The following is a 15,191-nucleotide window of genomic DNA, read 5'->3' as shown; positions in this document are numbered from 1 at the left end:
CGTCACGGGCCAGCGCCGACGGGGCGCCGCACGAGGTCCAGATACCGGTACTCCAGCCCGTTCTCGCTCAACAACGGGCCGCGCTCCGTCTCCACCCACTCCGGCCCCAGCGGCGGCATGACGGTGTCGCCCTCCACATCCCGCTCGACGCGGGTCAGGTGGACGATGTCGGCGAGCGGCAGGGTTTCGCGGAACAGCTCGGCGCCGCCGATCACGCTGACCTCCGGCACAGCGCTGGCGCGGCACCAGTCCAGCGCCGCGTCGAGGCCGCCGAACCAGCGCGCCCCGTCCCGCTCGCCCGGCGGGGCGCTGCGGCTGACGACCAGGTTGTCGCGGCCGGGCAGGGGCTTGCGGGGCAGCGACTCCCAGGTGCGCCGGCCCATCAGGACCGGCTTGCCCATCGTCAGCTCCCGGAAGCGCTTGAGGTCACCGGGCAGGGTCCAGGGCAGGGTGCCGTTGCGGCCGATCACGCCGTTGCGCGCCGCGGCCACCACCAGACTGATGCGCATCCCAACCCCTTTTCCCGTCCCGTTTACCCCACCTTACGCCGCGCGGAGCTGCTGAAGGAAGCCCCCGACCTCGCGGTGCAGCGTGTCGAGCTGGTGGCCGAGCTGGCGCGACATCTCCAGCACGTCGCGGGCGGTGGCGCCGCTCCGGGTCGCCGCACCGGTGACGCCGGTGATGTTGGCCGACACCTCCTGCGTGCCGCCCGCCGCCTCCTGGACGTTGCGGCTGATCTCGCGGGTGGCCGCCCCCTGCTCCTCGACCGCGGAGGCGATGGAGGTGGCGATCTCGTTCACCCGCAGGATCACTTGGGTCACGCCCTGGATCTCGCCGACCGCATCGCCGGTCACCGTCTGGATGTTGGCGACCTGGGCGGCGATCTCCTCGGTGGCCTTGGCGGTCTGGTTGGCCAGCGCCTTGACCTCCGACGCCACCACGGCGAAGCCCTTGCCGGCCTCGCCGGCGCGGGCCGCCTCGATGGTGGCGTTGAGCGCCAGGAGGTTGGTCTGGCTGGCGATGTCGTTGATGAGCTGGACCACCGCGCCGATCTTCTGCACCGCCTCGGCCAGCCCGCCGACCTTGTCGTTGGCCCGGCCGCTGAGGGTCACCGCCTCACCCGCGATGCGCGACGACTCGGCGACCTGACGGCTGATCTCCTGGATCGAGCCGGCCAGTTCCTCCGACGCGGCGGCCACGGTCTGCACGTTGGCGGAGGTCTGCTCGGTCGCCGCGGCGACGGAGGTCGCCAGCTCGTCGGTCTGGGCGGCGGCGCGGTTCATCTCCGCCGCGCGCTCCTCCATGGTCGCCGCCGCGTCGGAGACGGTGCGGACGACGGCGCCGATGCTCTGCTCGAAGCTGGCGGCCAGGGCCAGCATGGCGCGGCGCTTCTCCTCTTCGGCGCGCTGGGCCGACGCGGCCTGCTCGGCCTCCAGACGCTGCTTGTCGCGGGCGTTGGTCTGGAAGACCAGCACGGCCTTGGCCATGGCGCCGATCTCGTCGCCGCGCTCCGCCTCGGGGAAGCGGGTGGACAGGTCGCCGTCGGCCAGCGAGCGCATCTTGGCGCCCAGCCCGCGCAGCACCCGGCTGATGTCGGTGCCGACCCAGGCGATCAGCCCGATGGCCGGCACCGCCAACACCAGGATGACTGCGGCCAGCGTCCACAGCTGCTCCAGGAAGGCGGCCCGGATGTCGTCGATGAAGATGCCGCTGCCGATAAAGATGTTCCACGGCTCGAAGCCGCGGACATAGCCCAGCTTCACCGCCAGATCGTTGCCGCCGACCGTGCGCGGCCAGTCGTATTCCAGCAGCCCGTCGCCGGTGGCGCGGACCATGCGGATGAACTCCGTGATCATGTGGACGCCGTTGGCGGACTTCAGCGGCTTGACGTCGGCGCCGATCAGCTTGGCGTTGACGTGGGCGAAGCCGTAGCCGTCCATGGTGTGGGCGAAGAGATACTCCTTGCCGCCGGCGTAGCGGATGCCGGCCACCGCGGCCTTGAAGCGGGCCTGCGCTTCCTCGCGGGTGATCTTGCCGGCGGCCGCCTCCGCCTCCAGCGTGGTGGCCAGGGTGACCCCGGTTTCCACGATGCTGTGCAGAGTCTCCAGCCGGTCGGCGTGCATGCGGCTGTAGTTGAGGTAAAGGCCGGCACCGGCGATGGCGAAGGACGCGACCGAAGCCGCGACGACGAGCGCCCACAGCTTGGCCCGAATGGAAAGCCTCGTGAGGATCATGGAATGTCTGCCTGCAACTGTCTGCCCTGCCCCGCGTCCCGGCAAGCGGCGTTTGCTTGCCCTTGTCTTTGCCGGGACTCCAAGGATGGCTGACAGTCACAGGAAACGTATAAACGGATGTATAAAAACGCAGGGCGCGCCGGGCACTGGGCGCCTTTGTCACACCACGTTTCCGGGTATTGCCGCGGTCAGGCGAGAAGAGATCCCAGGACGGCGTTCAACCGCTGACGCCCTTCGTGCGTGGCGCGCAACGTTTCCTTGCCGACCTCCAGGAAGCCGCCGGCCACCAGACGCTCCAGCGCGGCGGGATCGACCAGCCCGTCGAGGTCGCGGCCGGTCTCCTCGACCAGCCGGGCGCGGGCCACCCCCTCGCGCAGGCGCAGTCCCATCATCAGCAACTCCGACCCGCGCGACTCGCGGGCGACCGGTTCGGGCGCGGCGGCGCCGTGGCCGTCGCGCTCCACCCGCTCCAGCCAGATTTCCGGGGCGCGGTGGGCGCGGGTGGCGAATTTCTCGCCGTCCAGCGTCAGCCGGCCGTGGGCGCCGGGACCGACGCCGACGTAATCGCCGTAGCGCCAGTAGGTCAGGTTGTGGCGGCTCTCCTCGCCGGGGCGGGCGTGGTTGGAAATCTCGTAGGCGGGCAGCCCGGCGCGGTCGAGCAGGCTCTGCGTCGCCTCGTAGAGGTCGCCGGCCAGATCCTCGTCGGGCAGCACCAGATCGCCCCGCGCGTGCAGGGGGAAGAAGGCCGTGCCCTCCTCGATGGTCAGCTGGTAGACCGACAGGTGGCCGACCGCGTGGTCGAGCGCTTGGGTCAGCTCCGCCTCCCACGCCGCGACGGACTGGCCGGGGCGGGCGTAGATCAGGTCGAAGCTGAAGCGGGGGAAGGTGCGGGCGGCCAGAGCGATGGCCCCGGTCGCCTCGGCCGCGCTGTGCTGGCGGCCGAGGAACGTCAGCGCGGCGTCGTCCAGCGCCTGGATGCCCATCGACAGGCGGTTGACACCGGCGGCGCGGAAGGCGCGGAACTTGTCGGCCTCGACGGAGGTCGGGTTGGCCTCCAGCGACACTTCCAGGTCGTCGCCCACCGTCCAGCGGGCGGCGATGCGCTCCAGCACCGCGCCGACCGTCGCCGGCTCCATCAGCGACGGCGTGCCGCCCCCGAAGAAGACCGAGGTCACCCGGCGTCCGGGCGTTGCGTCCGCGTAATGATCCAGCTCCCGCACCAGCGCGGCGCGCCAGCGGTCATGCTCGACCCGGTCGCGGACGTGGCTGTTGAAGTCGCAGTACGGGCACTTCGCCTTGCAGAAGGGCCAGTGGATGTAGATCCCGAAGCCAGGATCAGGAGTCACTTGAAGCATCGCTCCACAAGCTGGCGGAAGGCGTCGGCCCGGTGGCTCATCTCATGCTTCCTGGCCGGGTCCATCTCGCCGAAGGTGATGTCGTAACCGTCCGGCATGAACATCGGATCGTAACCGAAACCATGCGCGCCGCGCGGCGGCCAGACCAGCGTGCCGGGGCAGCGGCCCTCGACCGTCTCGACATGGCCGTCCGGCCAGGCCAGCGACAGGGCGCAGACGAACCAGGCGCGGCGGTCGGTCTGGCCCTTGAGCCCGTCCTCGACCTTGCCCATGGCCATCTGGAAGTCCTTTTCCGGACCGGCCCAGCGGGCGGAGTAGATGCCGGGATCGCCGTTCAGCGCCGGCACCACCATCCCGCTGTCGTCGGCCAGCGCGACGTGCCCCGCCTTGGCGGCGGCCAGGGCTTTCAGCTCGGCGTTCGCAATGAAGGTGGTCCCCGTCTCCTCCGGCTCGGGCAGGCCAAGCTCGCCCGCGGACACGAAGGAGGCGGCGTAGGGGCCGAGCAGCGCCGCGATCTCGCGGACCTTGCCCTTGTTGTGGCTGGCGATCACCAGCGTGCCGCCCGTGAAGCGGCGGGGAGGCGTGGTCATGGGGAGTTCCTTCTGTCACAGCGGGTTGCCCCCACCCCGACCCTCCCCCGCTTTGCGGGAGAGGAGGCCTGTTCCCCTCCACCGCCGGCGGCGGGGGAGGGTGCCCGCGCAGCGGGTGGGAGGGGGCGACGCTTTACTTCACCGCGATCGCCGCCTTCTGCAAGGCCACCAGCTCATTGATGCCCTTGCGGGCGAGCGCCAGCAGCTCCATGAACTGCGGCTCGCTGAAGGGACGCTCCTCGGCGGTGCCCTGGACCTCGACGATGCCGCCGTTGCCGGTCAGCACGAAGTTGGCGTCGGCCTGCGCGGTCGAATCCTCAGCGTAGTCGAGGTCCAGCACGCTGGCGTCCTTGTAGATGCCGCAGGAGACGGCGGCCACATGGTCGGTCAGCGGCATGGTCTTGAGCGCGCCGATCTGCATCAGATGCTGGAAGGCGAGATGCAGGGCGACGAAGCTGCCGGTGATGGCGGCGGTGCGGGTGCCGCCGTCGGCCTGGATGACATCGCAGTCGATCTTGATCTGCTTCTCGCCCATGGCGGCGCGGTCGGTGACGGCGCGCAGCGCGCGGCCGATCAGGCGCTGGATCTCCTGGGTGCGGCCCGACTGCTTGCCCTTGGCGGCCTCGCGGTCGGTGCGGCTGTGGGTGGAGCGCGGCAGCATGCCGTACTCGGCGGTGACCCAGCCGAGGCCGGTGTTCTTCAGGAAGCGGGGAACGCCCTCGTCCACGCTGGCGGTGCACAGGACGTGCGTGTCGCCGAAACGCACCAGGCAGGACCCCTCGGCGTGCTTGCTGAAATGGGGCTCAAGGGAAATGGTGCGCAACTGGTCGTGGGCGCGGCCGGAGGGACGCATCGGGCATGATCCGCGAATCTGTTGAAATCGGCGGCAAGCTAGCGTCCGCCGCCCCCGCCGTCCAGCGCGCAACCGGGGCGCACGTTGATTCGGCGCGGACACCTGCCTAAATTCGGGACGCCCCTTTCGCGCCTCAACAGCATCGTCCGGTTCCCGCCCCGCCATGATCACCGAGCTGAACCAACGGTCCCGCGAGATCTTCCGGCTGATCGTCGACGCCTATGTGGCGACCGGCGAGCCGGTGGGCTCGCGCACGATCTCGCGGAGGCTCGGCATGGCCCTGTCGCCCGCGACCATCCGCAACGTCATGGCCGACCTGGAGGAGCAGGGGCTGCTCTACGCCCCCCACACCTCCGCCGGCCGCATCCCGACCGAGGCCGGGCTGCGCCTGTTCGTCAACGGCCTGCTGGAGATCGGCAGCCTGAGCGAGGACGAGCGCGGCTCCATCGAGGCCAAATGCGCCTCCTCCGGACGGTCGCTGCAGGACGTGCTGGGTGAGGCCTCCACCCTGCTGTCCGGCCTGTCGCACTGCGCCGGGCTGGTGGTGGCGCCGAAGACCGACCGGCCGCTGAAGCACATCGAGTTCGTCTCGCTGGCCCCCGGCCGGGCGCTGGTCGTGCTGGTCAACGAGGACGGGCTGGTCGAGAACCGCGTCATCGAGGTGCCGGTCGGCGTGCCCGCCGCGACGCTGCAGATGGTGTCGAACTTCCTCAGCGCGAAGCTGGTCGGCCGCACGCTGGACGAGGCGCGGCAGGCCGTGCTGCGCGAGATCGAGGACCAGAAGACCGAACTGGACGAATTGTCGCAGCGCGTGGTCTCCGCCGGTCTCGCCACCTGGGCGGGCAGCGGCGGTCAGAACAGCGGCCAGCTCATCGTGCGCGGCCAGGCGAAGCTGCTGGAGGACGTCACCGCCCTGTCGGACCTGGAGCGCGTGCGCGCCCTGTTCGAGGCGCTGGAGACCAAGGAGACCATGCTGCGCCTGCTCGACGCCACCGGGAAGGGCGACGGGGTGCAGATCTTCATCGGCGCGGAGAATGTGCTGTTCGGCCATTCCGGCTGTTCGCTCATCATCTCGCCGTTCCAGAACAGCCGCGAGCAGGTGATCGGGGCCATCGGCGTGATCGGACCGACCCGCATCAATTATGCCCGGATCATCCCGCTTGTGGATTATACAGCCAAGGTCATCAGCCGCCTTGTCGGGTGACGCCCTTGGCAACGCTTCACCCATCCCCCACCAGACGACGACCCAAGACGACAACGAGAGAGCCATGAGCGAAGAGCAGAACAAGCCCGCCGAAGCTGAGGTGGAGCAGACCGAAGCCGTCCAGGACAAGGCCGCCCAGGACAAGGCTGCGGACGCCGGTGCCGGGGATCGCGTGGCCCAGCTTGAGGCCGAGGTCGCCAGCCTGAAGGACCAGCTGCTGCGCCAGATGGCCGAGGTGGAGAACACCCGCCGCCGCGCCCAGCGCGACCGCGAGGACGCCAGCAAGTTCGCCGTGTCCAGCTTCGCCAAGGAGCTGGTCACCGTGGCCGACAACCTGCGCCGCGCGCTGGAGGCCGTCCCCGCCGAGGGCCGCGAGAACGACGACGTGCTGAAGGGCCTCGCCGTGGGCGTTGAGGCGACGGAGCGCCAGCTCTTCTCCGCCTTCGAGCGCGCGGGCATCAAAAAGATCGACCCGACCGGCGAGCTGTTCGACCCGAACTTCCATCAGGTGATGTTCGAGATCGAGAACACCGGCAAGCCCGCCGGCACCGTCGTGCAGGTCCTCCAGCCCGGCTACACCATCCACGGCCGCCTGCTGCGCGAGGCCATGGTGGGCGTCGCCAAGGCCGGTCCTCACGACATGGGCGGCCAGCACGTCGATACCAAAGCCTGACCATCCTCACGGACGGCAGGAGGCACGTCTCTTGCGGCGGCGCGGCGGCATGGTCCGGCGCGCCGCTTTTTTTTCCGTCCCGCCGTCTTCCCGGGGGCGTCCGCCCGCGGTCCCTTGCGCACCGAAGGGCTTGCGCCGGGCGGTTCCTTCGCCTATTCGCATCGCAACCCCGATCCGCGTCGGGGAGTCTCGCGGCGCCCCGTGAATTGTCCGTTCGGGGCCGCCGCCCATTCAGGGAACCGGACCCGTGGCCAAGACCATTCTGACCGTCGACGACTCCAAGACCATCCGCGACATGGTCGCCTTCACGCTGCGCAACGCCGGCTACGGCGTCACCGAGGCGGCGGACGGCACCGCCGGTCTGGCGGAGGTCAACCGGCAGAAGTTCGACTGCATCATCACCGACCTGAACATGCCGGGCATGGACGGTTTGGCCCTGACCCGGGCCATCCGCGGCAGCGCGCTCAACCGTGCCACCCCCGTCCTGCTGCTGACCACCGAGGCCGACCCCGCCAAGAAGACGGCCGGTCGCGAGGCCGGGGCCACCGGCTGGCTGGTCAAGCCCTTCAACCCGGACAAGCTGGTCGAGACCGTGAAGAAGGTCTGCCCTTAACCCATTGCCCATAATTCGGCGCCCTTGGCCCGGCGCCGGTCACCGCACCAGCACGACGGCGGCGCTGCGCGTCCGCTCGACCGCCTGGGCCATCTGCGACACCGCGCCGGAGATGCCGGCGATGTTGGCGGAGGCCGTCTGCACGGAGGTCGCGGCGCTCTGCATGTTGCCGGACACGCTCTGGGTCACGCTGTTCTGCTCCTCGACGGCGGAGGCGGTGGCGGTGACGAAGGAGCGCACGGTCTCGATGCCGGTGCGGATGCCGTCCAGCGCCCCGGCCACTTCGGAGGAGGTCGCCTGGATCAGGTCGATCTCGCGGGTGATCTGCTCGGTGGCCTTGGCCGCCTGGTTGGCGAGGTTCTTGACCTCCGACGCGACCACCGCGAAACCCTTGCCCGCCTCGCCGGCGCGCGCCGCCTCGATCGTGGCGTTCAGCGCCAGGAGGTTGATCTGGCTGGCGATGTTCTGGATCAGCCCGACGATGCCGTTCATCGACTGGGCGGCGTCGGTCAGACGCGCCGCGTTGGCGCCGACCGCGTTCGCCTTGTCGTAGACGGTGTCGGCGGCGGTCCGCGAATTGGCCATGCTCTGCGCGATTTCGCCGATGGAGGCGGCCAACTCCTCGGCGCTGGCGGCGACCGTCTGCACGTTGGCCGAGGTCTGCTCGGCGGCGAGCGCCGCGGACCGCACCTCGGAGGACGACTGCGCCATGGCCAGATCGATCTCGCCGAAATTCCGGTCGAGAAGCGTCTTGAGATCGCTCAGCAGGGTGATCTGCGCGCTGACGTCCGAGGCGATCTTCATGATCTTCACGACCTTGCCGCCCGCGTCGATAATCGGGTTGTAGGACCCCTCGATCCAAAGCTGCCTGCCGCCCTTGGCGATGCGGCGGTGCTGGCCGGACAGATACTGCCCGCGCCGCAGGGATTCCCAGAATTCGCGGTATTCCCGGCTCGTCCGCTGTTCAGGCTCGACGAACTGGCTGTGATGACGGCCCTGAACCTCGGCCATCTCGTAGCCGAACAGGGTCAGGAAATTCTCGTTGGCGGTCCTTACGGTGCCGTCCGTGTCGAACTCGATAACCGCCTGGGAACGCTGGATCGCCGCGATCTGGGACGCATAGTCCAGGTTCAGCAGGCGCTCCTTGGCGTCGGCCCATTCCACGACATAGCCGATGCGCCGCCCGTCCTTCATCAGCGGGGAGACCAGCAGGTCGAACTGGTGGCTGCCGACCCGGATGGTGGCGCTGTGCGGGCGCGTCATGGCGCCCAGCATGCGCTGCTGATGCACCGGATTCTTGTGGAACACGTCGATCTTGCTGCCGACCAGAGTGTCGACGTTGAAGTTCGGCAGTTCCTTGCGCAGGTCCGCTTCGGCTTGGCGAAGGAACGAAGCGACGGATGGATTGATGTAAGTGATCTTCAGATCATTGTCGGCGATCATGATGTTGGCGCGAACGGTGTCCAGCGCCGTGATCTTATGCGTTGTCTTTTGGTCTTTCCGAAGAATGCCGAGCATGGCCGAAACCCCCTGGTTTCCATGGACGGGGCATAGTGCCACATTAAAAATCAAAATCTACGGGGTGGAAAAAATAACATTAAAATTATTGCAGGATTTTGCGAAATTTCACTGTCAGGGAAATCATTTGCGGCCATAGGACGCGATGTATGAGAAATAATTACTGTCATAAACGGTCCGGATGCGCCTATTCACTTCGAGATGCGCGGATATGACGAAGCTGCTGTTTCGGGTTAGGCGACAAGGGGGGCGGGCAACGCGAGTCCGCAGGATTCCGTCATAGGCGGCGGGTGCCCTTGGTCCTGCCCTTCCGGTCAGGCCGGCGCCCTCGGGAACAGGAACTCGCCCGCCGGGTCATGGGCGGCGAAGCGCCGCTGGGCGGTGGCGCGGTTGGCGACGGCGTAGCAGTAGACGCAGCCGTGCGGGCAGGTGTCGTACTCCCCGATGTCGCGGCTCTCCGCGCACAGGCAGCCCGGCCGGTTGCCCTTCGTCCGGGCGCCGATGGGCCGACCGGCCACGTCGGACAGCCGTTGCGCGTCGACGCAGCGGGCCGGCGCCGTGCCGGGAACGCCGGCCAGCTCCGGCTGGGTGCACAGAGTCAGCGCCATGCCGTGCTCCGCGGCGATTCCGGCCAGATCGGCCAGCAGGGCGCGCTTCTCCTCCGGGTCCGGGTCGCGCCAGGGCACACCGGCGGCGTCGAGGTTGCGCGCGGTCTTGCGGTAGGGCTGGAGGAAGGACACCACCGCCTCGTCGGTCAGGCCGCGCATCCGGCCGGCCAGCCGGGCGAAGGTCTCCCGGTGCCAGGATGGCGGCGTGGCGTCTGCCGTCACAATGGGGTCGTAGCGCCAGACGGCGGTCCGCGGCCCCCAGCGGTCGCGCAGCCGGGCCATGTGCTCCACCGTGCGCTCCGCGTCGGGGACGGAGCGCTCCAGCGCGCCCGGCAGGCCGGTGACGCTGTACTGGACGACGAAGGGGAAGCCGCGCCCCGACACCTCCTCCAGCGCCGGCAGGAAGGGGCCGAGGTTCTTGGTCCAGAAGACGAAGCCGTCGACTTCCGCGCGGGTCAGGCCGATGCGGTGGGTCTGGCCGCCGTAGGGATTGACCATGCGGCAGTGCCCGGCCTCCAGCCGGTTCAGGAACCAGCGCCCGTAGAAGGCGGGAATGTCGGTCTTGTAACTGGCGGAAACGATCATCGCCGGACCATGGTGGCTCGGCGGGCTGCGATCAAGGCTGGATTCGCCGGCGCTTCGGCCTAAAGTGCCGGCACAGGATCAGGGGAGGATGCCGTGACGGGCGCACAGGACGGCCACGCAGCGGGCCACGGGACGGGGCACAGCGTGGAATGGGAAGGGGTCGTGAGGTTCCGGCTGCCGGACGGCTGGCGCCCGGAGGTGGAGGACCATGAGGGCCACGCCGTGGCCGCCTTCCACCCGCCGGCCCCGGCGGGGGGCGTGCTGCGGCTGGTCACCGACCGGGTGGCGCCCAAGGACGGGCCGGACGGCGCCGTGGCGGTGCTGCGCGAGATGGCACTGCGCTTCGTGCGCCCCGACGACCCGCGCGCCAGCGACCGGATCGTCGAGCCCTGGGGAGACGACGGCGTGCTCGCCCAGGCGGTGATGATGACGGAGGAGGACGGCGGCACCGACGCCCATTACCTGTGGCTGGTCGGGGCGGAGCGCGACGGCAAGGCCGCGGCGGCCATGTTCAGCTACCGCCTGCCCATGGTGATGGACGGCGACGAGTCCTGCGCCGACACGCTGGCGCTGCTCGACGGGGCGATCCGCGCGGCGGACATCCTGTAGAACGATCCGGGACAGGCTCCGCACACAGGAAAGCCGCCCCGTCGAGGGCGGCTTTTTTCTTTTCCGGGTCTTTCCCGGCTCTTTTCCGGTCTGGCTGTCCGAGCCCGACGTCTCCGGCGTTCCCGCACCGGTCCGGGCGCTCAGGCGGTCAGGAGCCCGGTGGTCAGCAGTGGCCGGCGCCGCCGGACATCAGGGCCTTCAACTGCGCCGCCTTCGGATCGAAGGCCATGGCCGCCTCCTCCGCCGCCAGGGCGGCCAGGCTGATGAAGCGCGCCAGATCGTCCAGGTCGCACTTCGTCGCGTCGTCCATAAGGCTGTCGAGGCAGGACTTGATGGCCAGAGCCATGTCGCGCCGTTCATCCATCATCTTGATCCCCCTATGGAATGCTGCACACGGTCCCGCTTCGGAAAGCCATGCCTGCGAGCAAGAGCGGCCCCCTGACCAGGAGGGATATATCATATTTCCTTCGATTCTCCACGATTAGAATCTTCGGACAACAAAGAAACAGGGCAACCGGCAATTGATTGTGCATTGAAATGCACACCATTACTTGTTAATGAAAAGTTAACATGGCTGGGTTGCGGGGGTTTTGCTTGTGTTAAAGCCCTGTAACAGAGCGCTTTCGGCACGGTAAGGGGGCAAAGAGGGGCGGTTGCACGCCTTATGCTTCTGAGTACCCCGGTATTCACTTGCGACGCGAAGCCGCAGGCGCGACGATATGTCCCGGTGTGCACGTCACCTTTTGGTCTTTTGACGGTTGGCGGATGGAGCAGGACGTTGCAGCCCGAAACGCACCTGCCTATATCTCCGGCGACAGACGTGAATCCACCCAACCGTTCCACCGACCCCAAGGGGATCGCGGCGGTGCCGGACCAAACGGGCCGCCACGCATCTGCCGAACAACAGAGGCTGAACATGAGCAAAGTCATTGGCATCGACCTCGGCACCACGAACTCCTGCGTGGCCGTCATGGAAGGCTCCAGCGCCAAGGTGATCGAGAACGCCGAAGGCACGCGCACCACGCCGTCCATGGTCGCCTTCGCGCAGAACGCGGAGCGTCTGGTCGGCCAGCCGGCCAAGCGTCAGGCGGTGACGAACCCCGAGAACACCCTCTTCGCGATCAAGCGTCTGATCGGCCGCCGCTACGACGATCCGCTGACCAAGAAGGACCAGGGCCTCGTCCCCTACAAGATCATCCCCGGCGACAACGGCGATGCCTGGGTGGAGGCCGTCGGCAAGAAGTACAGCCCGTCGCAGATCAGCGCCTTCATCCTGCAGAAGATGAAGGAGACGGCGGAGAACTATCTGGGCGAGAAGGTGACCCAGGCGGTCATCACCGTCCCGGCCTACTTCAACGACAGCCAGCGGCAGGCGACCAAGGACGCCGGCAAGATCGCCGGCCTGGAAGTGCTGCGCATCATCAACGAGCCGACGGCGGCCGCTCTGGCCTACGGCATGGAGAAGAAGGGCGCCGGCACCATCGCGGTCTACGACCTGGGCGGCGGCACCTTCGACGTCTCCGTGCTGGAGATCGGCGACGGCGTGTTCGAGGTGAAGTCGACCAACGGCGACACCTTCCTCGGCGGTGAGGACTTCGACGCCCGCATCATCGACTACCTCGCCGACGAGTTCCAGAAGGAGCAGGGCATCGACCTGCGCAAGGACCGTCTGGCCCTGCAGCGCCTGAAGGAAGCCGCCGAGAAGGCGAAGATCGAGCTGTCCTCGGCCATGCAGACCGAGGTCAACCTGCCCTTCATCACCGCCGACCAGTCCGGCCCGAAGCACCTGAACGTCAAGCTGACCCGCGCCAAGCTGGAAGCCCTGGTGGACGAGCTGGTCCAGCGCACGATCGAGCCCTGCAAGGCCGCTCTGCGCGACGCCGGCCTGAAGGCCAACGAGATCGACGAGGTGATCCTGGTCGGCGGCATGACCCGCATGCCCAAGGTCATCGAGGCGGTGAAGCAGTTCTTCGGCCGTGAGCCGCACCGCGGCGTGAACCCGGACGAGGTGGTCGCCATCGGCGCCGCCATCCAGGGCGGCGTGCTGAAGGGCGAGGTCAAGGACGTCCTGCTGCTCGACGTGACCCCGCTCAGCCTGGGCATCGAGACGCTGGGCGGCGTGTTCACCCGCCTGATCGACCGCAACACGACGATCCCGACCAAGAAGTCGCAGACCTTCTCGACCGCCGAGGACAACCAGAACGCGGTAACCATCCGCGTCTTCCAGGGCGAGCGCGAGATGGCGGCGGACAACAAGCTGCTCGGCCAGTTCGACCTCGTCGGCATCCCGCCGGCCCCGCGCGGCGTGCCGCAGGTCGAGGTGACCTTCGACATCGACGCCAACGGCATCGTCAGCGTCACGGCGAAGGACAAGGCCACCGGCAAGGAGCAGCAGATCCGCATCCAGGCCTCGGGCGGCCTGTCGGACGCCGACATCAACAAGATGGTCAAGGACGCCGAAGCCCACGCCGCCGACGACAAGAAGCGGCGCGAGCTGGTGGACGCCCGCAACCACGCCGACGCGCTGATCCACACGACCGAGCGGACGATCAAGGAGAACGGCGACAAGATCCCGGCCGCCGACAAGACCGCCGCCGAGGCCGCCGTGGCCGAGCTGAAGTCGGTCATGGACGGCGAGGACCTGGAGGCCGTGAAGGCGAAGACCGAGGCTCTGGCCCAGGTGTCGATGAAGCTGGGCGAGGCCATGTACAAGGCCGGCCAGGGCGAGGCCCCGGGCGCCGGTGCCGCCGGCGCGGCGGGCGCCGCCCCGAACGAGCCGGGCGTGGTCGACGCCGACTTCGAGGAAGTGGACGACGACAAGAAGAAGTCGGCGTAAGCGTTCGGAACCGGGGGCAATCGTCGGGCAACCGCCCGTTGCCTCCGGTGTCACAGCCGGGAGAACCCGGCGCCATGCAGTATCGTCCGGCCCGTCATCCGTCCTGCGGTGGCGGGCCGGAGATATGATTGGTCTGTTGAATGTGAAGGCGGTCGGGGCCCATGGCGAAACAGGACTATTACGAACTGCTCGGGGTGGCGAAGGGCGCCAGCGCGGACGAGATCAAAAAAGCGTACCGCAAGATGGCGATGCAGTATCACCCGGACCGCAACCAGGGTGACAAGGACGCCGAGCACAAGTTCAAGGAAATCAACGAAGCCTACGACGTCCTGAAGGACGAGCAGAAGCGCGCGGCCTACGACCGCTTCGGCCACGGCGCTTTCGAGAACGGGCGCGGTGGCGGCGGCGGCTTCGGCGGCTTCGATTTCGGCGGCGGCGGCGGCGGCTTCGCCGACATCTTCGACGAGATGTTCGGCGAGTTCATGGGCGGGCGCCGCGGCGGCGGTGCCGCGTCGGGCCGCGGCCAGGACCTGCGCTACAATTTGGAGATCGGGCTGGAGGAGGCCTTCAAGGGCACCACGGCCAACGTCCGCGTTCCCTCCACGGTCGCCTGCGACTCCTGCAGCGGCTCGGGTGCCGCGGCGGGGACCCAGCCGGTCACCTGCCCGACCTGCCAGGGCCATGGCAAGGTGCGCGCCCAGCAGGGCTTCTTCACCATCGAGCGCACCTGCCCGGCCTGCCACGGCCAGGGCCGCGTCATCAAGGACCCCTGCAAGAACTGCGGCGGCGCCGGGCGCCTGCGCAAGGAGAAGACCCTCCAGGTTAACATCCCCGCGGGCGTGGAGGACGGCACGCGCATCCGCCTGGCCGGGGAGGGCGAGGCGGGCCTGCGCGGCGCGCCGCCGGGCGACCTCTACATCTTCCTGGCCATCGCGCCGCACCCGATCTTCCAGCGCGACGGCGCCAACATCCATTGCCGGGTGCCGATCCCGATGACCACCGCGGCGCTGGGCGGCACGGTGGAGGTGCCGACCATCGAGGGCAGCCGCACCAAGGTGACGGTCCCGCCGGGCACCCAGTCCGGCCACCAGTTCCGCATCAAGGGCAAGGGCATGTCGGTGCTGCGCAGCCAGCAGCGCGGCGACATGTACATCCAGGCCGTCGTCGAGACTCCGGTCAACCTGACCAAGAAGCAGCAGGAGCTTCTGCGCGAGTTCGACACCGCCGGCAAGGAAGGCTCCCACCCGCAGTCCGAGGGCTTCTTCGCCAAGGTGAAGGAGCTGTGGGAAGACCTGAAGGACTGACCGCCGTCCCGCCGTTCCGACCCGTGAAAAAGGCCCGGCCCGCAGCCGGGCCTTTTTCATGCCGGGCTTTTTCCCCATGCGCCGGGCCTGTTCATGGGCGCCGCGTGCTTTTGTCCCAGTGGTATGACCACTTCGGCGTTGACAGCGGTGGGACCGGGGGAAGAGTGTCCCCGAAAATCGCGTACATATGCGTCGATGCCACAGGCGGC

Annotated in this window: 14 protein-coding genes; 6 read left to right on the top strand and 8 right to left on the bottom strand. The window is 68.5% G+C overall.

What is annotated here, in order from left to right:
- Window positions 1-2 precede the first annotated feature (2 nt).
- From ABVN73_RS12285 to rph, 5 genes are all read right to left on the bottom strand, one after another.
- A complete protein-coding gene (locus tag ABVN73_RS12285; protein WP_353858226.1) occupies window positions 3-509 on the bottom strand; it encodes a dihydrofolate reductase in 507 nt (168 codons plus the stop codon).
- Window positions 510-542: 33 nt separating this feature from the next.
- Window positions 543-2,234 carry a methyl-accepting chemotaxis protein gene (locus ABVN73_RS12280; RefSeq protein WP_353858225.1) on the bottom strand — a complete coding sequence of 564 codons (1,692 nt, stop codon included), beginning with the start codon at window positions 2,232-2,234 and terminating at the stop codon, window positions 543-545.
- Between the two features lie 188 nt (window positions 2,235-2,422).
- Window positions 2,423-3,589 (bottom strand): radical SAM family heme chaperone HemW, encoded by a 1,167-nt coding sequence (gene hemW / locus ABVN73_RS12275; protein ID WP_353858224.1) that lies wholly within the window; start codon window positions 3,587-3,589, stop codon window positions 2,423-2,425.
- Window positions 3,577-4,179 (bottom strand): RdgB/HAM1 family non-canonical purine NTP pyrophosphatase, encoded by a 603-nt coding sequence (gene rdgB / locus ABVN73_RS12270; protein WP_353858223.1) that lies wholly within the window; start codon window positions 4,177-4,179, stop codon window positions 3,577-3,579. The genes hemW and rdgB overlap by 13 nt, the downstream gene beginning before the upstream one ends.
- 133 nt (window positions 4,180-4,312) lie before the next feature.
- The gene (gene rph, locus ABVN73_RS12265) at window positions 4,313-5,032 is read right to left on the bottom strand and encodes a ribonuclease PH (protein ID WP_094301317.1); all 720 of its coding nucleotides are present in this window, start codon (window positions 5,030-5,032) and stop codon (window positions 4,313-4,315) included.
- Window positions 5,033-5,195: 163 nt separating this feature from the next.
- Between rph and hrcA the strand changes: the two genes are divergently transcribed.
- From hrcA to ABVN73_RS12250, 3 genes are all read left to right on the top strand, one after another.
- Window positions 5,196-6,236, top strand: coding sequence for a heat-inducible transcriptional repressor HrcA (gene hrcA / locus ABVN73_RS12260; protein ID WP_035670634.1), 1,041 nt, complete (start codon window positions 5,196-5,198; stop codon window positions 6,234-6,236).
- A 64-nt stretch (window positions 6,237-6,300) separates the two neighbouring features.
- Complete coding sequence (gene grpE, locus ABVN73_RS12255; RefSeq protein ID WP_353858222.1) at window positions 6,301-6,909, top strand: nucleotide exchange factor GrpE; 609 nt, start codon at window positions 6,301-6,303, stop codon at window positions 6,907-6,909.
- A gap of 247 nt (window positions 6,910-7,156) precedes the next feature.
- Window positions 7,157-7,522 (top strand): response regulator, encoded by a 366-nt coding sequence (locus tag ABVN73_RS12250; protein WP_014239024.1) that lies wholly within the window; start codon window positions 7,157-7,159, stop codon window positions 7,520-7,522.
- A gap of 39 nt (window positions 7,523-7,561) precedes the next feature.
- Here the strand turns inward: ABVN73_RS12250 and ABVN73_RS12245 are convergent, their stop codons facing one another.
- Window positions 7,562-9,040, bottom strand: a complete 1,479-nt coding sequence (locus ABVN73_RS12245) for a PAS domain-containing methyl-accepting chemotaxis protein (protein ID WP_353858221.1) — start codon at window positions 9,038-9,040, stop codon at window positions 7,562-7,564.
- Window positions 9,041-9,354: 314 nt separating this feature from the next.
- Window positions 9,355-10,233, bottom strand: a complete 879-nt coding sequence (locus ABVN73_RS12240) for a DUF1848 domain-containing protein (RefSeq protein ID WP_353858220.1) — start codon at window positions 10,231-10,233, stop codon at window positions 9,355-9,357.
- Between the two features lie 162 nt (window positions 10,234-10,395).
- Between ABVN73_RS12240 and ABVN73_RS12235 the strand changes: the two genes are divergently transcribed.
- On the top strand, window positions 10,396-10,842 hold the full coding sequence (locus ABVN73_RS12235) for a hypothetical protein (RefSeq protein ID WP_353858219.1): 447 nt from the start codon (window positions 10,396-10,398) through the stop codon (window positions 10,840-10,842).
- A 163-nt stretch (window positions 10,843-11,005) separates the two neighbouring features.
- Here the strand turns inward: ABVN73_RS12235 and ABVN73_RS12230 are convergent, their stop codons facing one another.
- Window positions 11,006-11,209, bottom strand: coding sequence for a hypothetical protein (locus ABVN73_RS12230; protein ID WP_014239027.1), 204 nt, complete (start codon window positions 11,207-11,209; stop codon window positions 11,006-11,008).
- Window positions 11,210-11,506: 297 nt separating this feature from the next.
- Between ABVN73_RS12230 and dnaK the strand changes: the two genes are divergently transcribed.
- Both dnaK and dnaJ read left to right on the top strand, forming a co-directional pair.
- Window positions 11,507-13,678, top strand: a complete 2,172-nt coding sequence (dnaK, locus tag ABVN73_RS12225; protein ID WP_353858218.1) for a molecular chaperone DnaK — start codon at window positions 11,507-11,509, stop codon at window positions 13,676-13,678.
- Window positions 13,679-13,839: 161 nt separating this feature from the next.
- Window positions 13,840-14,982 carry a molecular chaperone DnaJ gene (gene dnaJ / locus ABVN73_RS12220; RefSeq protein ID WP_353858217.1) on the top strand — a complete coding sequence of 381 codons (1,143 nt, stop codon included), beginning with the start codon at window positions 13,840-13,842 and terminating at the stop codon, window positions 14,980-14,982.
- Window positions 14,983-15,191 lie beyond the last annotated feature (209 nt).

Origin of the sequence: Azospirillum formosense (assembly GCF_040500525.1) — a bacterium.
Taxonomy (GTDB): Bacteria; Pseudomonadota; Alphaproteobacteria; order Azospirillales; family Azospirillaceae; genus Azospirillum; species Azospirillum formosense_A.
Note: the sequence above shows the minus strand (reverse complement) of the source record. Positions and strands in the feature narration are given on the sequence as shown.